The organism is Rhodoplanes elegans, from assembly GCF_016653355.1.
Classification (GTDB): domain Bacteria; phylum Pseudomonadota; class Alphaproteobacteria; order Rhizobiales; family Xanthobacteraceae; genus Rhodoplanes; species Rhodoplanes elegans.
In genome coordinates this window covers 1-3,182 of record NZ_NHSK01000177.1, presented here as the reverse complement: position 1 = coordinate 3,182, position 3,182 = coordinate 1, and the positions used below count along the sequence as shown (strand labels likewise).

Genomic DNA, 3,182 nt, shown 5'->3' with positions numbered 1-3,182 from the left:
CGTCGGGGTCACGATCTCGAAGCCTCGCGTTGACTGATCAGTTGCGATCGCTGTGCCGCGACGGTGTCGGCACAGCCGGGTCGTCGCGCGTGTCTCACAGCGGCCGGTTCACCACGCCGGGGCCGAGCTTGACCAGCGTGACCACGTAGAAGAGCAGCACCAGGCCGGCGAGCACGAGCGCGATCGCCACCGAGCGGGCGCGCTGGCGGCGCTTCTGCTCCGCCGTGAGGACGATGCCGTCGTCGCGCTGCAGGGGGCGTCCGCTCATGTCCCGCCTCCGAGGACCGCGCCTCCAAGGACCGCGCCTCCGAGCCAGCCGTCACCCAGCCCGAGGGCGCTCGCGCCGGCGGCGATCAGCGGCGCCACCCAGCGGTCGACCAGCAGCACGGCGAACAGCGCGAACAGATAGTAGAGCGAGAAGCCGAACAGCCGCTTGGCGAGCCGGTCGGTCGCCTGCGGATCGGTCGCCCGCCACAGCCGCACCGACAGCCACACGATCTTCGCCCCCGCACAGGTCGCGACGAGGCCGTACAGGATCCCGGCGCCACCGAGCAGCGCGGGCGACACGCCGACCGGGGCGAGCAGCAGGGCGTGCAGCAGGATCTGCCGCTTCGTCTCGGCGACGCCGGAGACCACCGGCAGCATCGGAATGCCGGCACGCGCATAGTCGTCGCTGCGCCACAGCGACAGCGCCCAGAAGTGCGGCGGCGTCCAAAAGAAGATGATCAGGAACAGCAGCACCGGCTCGAGCGACAGGCTGCCGGTGGCGGCGGCCCAGCCGATCATCGGCGGCACGGCACCGGCGGCGCCGCCGATCACGATGTTCTGCGAGGTCGCCCGCTTCAGCCACATCGAGTAGACGATCGCATAGAACAGGATCGTGAAGGCGAGGAGCCCGGCGGCGAGCCAGCCGGCGACGAGGCCGAGCACCGCGACCGAGCCGACCGACAGCGTCGCGCCGAAGGCGAGCGCCTCCTCGGGCCGCACCCGGCCGGCCGGGATCGGCCGGCGCGCCGTGCGCGACATCACCCGATCGATGTCGGCGTCCCACCACATGTTCAGGGCGCCGGCCGCCCCCGCCCCGACCGCGATGGCGACGAGCGCCGCGAAGCCGATCACCGGGTGCAGCCGGTCGGGCGCGACCAGCATGCCGACCAGCGCCGTGAACACCACGAGCGACATCACCCGCGGCTTCATCAGCGCGACGTAATCCCTCACCTCGGCGAGGCTCGGCTCCGGTGCGGCCAGGATCGTGCCGGCGAGCCCATGGTCGGCGACGACCTGGGGATGGCGGGACAGGTCGGCGCCGTCGGTGACGAGAGACATTCCTTGGACCTCGGGCCGCACGCGACACGGGACGCGGCGGTGGTTTGATCGGCGAACGTCACCCGCGCGATCCGGCGCGAGAGCGAAGGGAGCGGCGGCGCGCCGCCGCTCGGAGGCCTGCGTCAGCGGATGCGCGGCAGCACCTCGAACTGATGGAACGGCGGCGGCGACGGAAGGGTCCATTCCAGCGTCGTCGCACCGGCGCCCCACGGATTGCCGGCGGCGTGCTCCTTGCGCTGGAAGGCGCGGATGATGCCGAAGAAGAAGATCAGGAGCGCGACGCCCGAGATGTAGGAGCCGATCGACGACACCATGTTCCAGCCGGCGAAGGCGTCCGGATAGTCGGCGATCCGGCGCGGCATCCCGGCGAGCCCGAGGAAGTGCTGCGGGAAGAACAGCATGTTGACGCCGACGAAGGTGACCCAGAAGTGCAGCTTGCCGATCCACTCCTCGTACAGGTAGCCGGTGAACTTCGGGAACCAGTAGTACCAGCCGGCGAAGATGGTGAAGACGGCGCCGAGCGACAGCACGTAATGGAAGTGGGCGACCACGTAGTAGGTGTCGTGCAGGGCGCGGTCGACCGAGGCGTTGGCGAGCACGACGCCCGTCACCCCGCCCACCGTGAACAGGAAGATGAAGCCGAAGGCCCACAGCATCGGGGTGCGGAACTCGATCGAGCCGCCCCACATGGTGGCGATCCAGGAGAAGATCTTGATGCCGGTCGGCACCGCGATGATCATCGTGGCCGCGACGAAGTAGGCCTGCGTGCCGGTCGAGAGACCGACCACGTACATGTGGTGCGCCCACACGATGAAGCCGATGAATCCGATCGCCACCATGGCGTAGGCCATGCCGAGATAGCCGAACACCGGCTTGCGCGAGAAGGTCGCGACGATCTGGCTGATGATGCCGAAGCCCGGCAGGATCATGATGTAGACTTCGGGGTGGCCGAAGAACCAGAACAGATGCTGGAACAGCACCGGATCGCCGCCGCCCTCGGGGGCGAAGAAGGTGGTGCCGAAGTTGCGGTCGGTGAGCAGCATGGTGATGGCGCCGGCCAGCACCGGCAGGGCGAGCAGCAGCAGGAAGGCCGTCACCAGCACGGACCACACGAACAGCGGCATCTTGTGCAGCGTCATACCGGGCGCGCGCATGTTCAGGATGGTGGTGATGAAGTTGATGGCGCCGAGGATCGACGAGGCGCCGGCGAGATGCAGCGACAGGATCGCGAAGTCGATCGCCGGGCCCGGGTGCCCGATGGTGGAGAGCGGCGCGTAGATGGTCCAGCCGGAGCCGGCGCCGGTGCCGCCCGGCTCGCCCTCGACGAACAGCGACATCAGGAGCAGCGCGAAGGCCGCCGGCAGCAGCCAGAACGAGATGTTGTTCATCCGCGGGAACGCCATGTCGGGCGCCCCGATCATCAGCGGCACCAGCCAGTTGCCGAAGCCGCCGATCAGCGCCGGCATCACCATGAAGAACACCATGATGAGTCCGTGCGCCGTGGTGAACACGTTGAAGGTGTGGGCCGACGCGAAGATCTGCATGCCCGGGTTCTGCAGCTCGAGCCGCATGCCGATCGACAGCGCGGCGCCGATCACCCCGGCGAACATCGCGAACACCAGGTACATGGTGCCGATGTCCTTGTGATTGGTCGAGAACACCCAGCGCCGCCATCCGGTCGGATGGGCGTGGGCATCGTGCGCGTCGTGAGCCGTTACGGTGGCATCCATGGCGTTTCCTCGGGATTCTCGTGGGGCATCGCGCGAAAGGCGCGCGACGCCGGATCAATCGGCGACGGCCTGCGCCACGGCGAGCTGCGGCGCGGCGGCGCCCGGCAGGGCGGCGGCCGTCGCGGC

General features: G+C 69.2%; 3 protein-coding genes. All 3 read right to left on the bottom strand.

Annotation, left to right across the window (positions count from 1 at the left end; genetic code table 11):
* Positions 1 to 94: 94 nt before the first annotated feature.
* Positions 95 to 268 (bottom strand): hypothetical protein, encoded by a 174-nt coding sequence (locus CCR97_RS21860; protein WP_170145899.1) that lies wholly within the window; start codon positions 266 to 268, stop codon positions 95 to 97.
* A complete protein-coding gene (locus CCR97_RS21855) occupies positions 265 to 1,326 on the bottom strand; it encodes a heme o synthase (RefSeq protein ID WP_111357982.1) in 1,062 nt (353 codons plus the stop codon). Before CCR97_RS21855 ends, CCR97_RS21860 begins: the two co-directional genes overlap by 4 nt.
* 122 nt (positions 1,327 to 1,448) lie before the next feature.
* Positions 1,449 to 3,056 carry a cytochrome c oxidase subunit I gene (gene ctaD / locus CCR97_RS21850; RefSeq protein WP_111357983.1) on the bottom strand — a complete coding sequence of 536 codons (1,608 nt, stop codon included), beginning with the start codon at positions 3,054 to 3,056 and terminating at the stop codon, positions 1,449 to 1,451.
* Positions 3,057 to 3,182: the final 126 nt, after the last annotated feature.

Bases quoted from the DNA above. Each gene is read 5' to 3' on its own strand.
- CCR97_RS21860 (WP_170145899.1), bottom strand. From the start codon at position 268: ATGAGCGGACGCCCCCTGCAGCGCGACGACGGCATCGTCCTCACGGCG.
- ctaD (WP_111357983.1), bottom strand. From the start codon at position 3,056: ATGGATGCCACCGTAACGGCTCACGACGCGCACGATGCCCACGCCCAT.
- CCR97_RS21855 (WP_111357982.1), bottom strand. From the start codon at position 1,326: ATGTCTCTCGTCACCGACGGCGCCGACCTGTCCCGCCATCCCCAGGTC.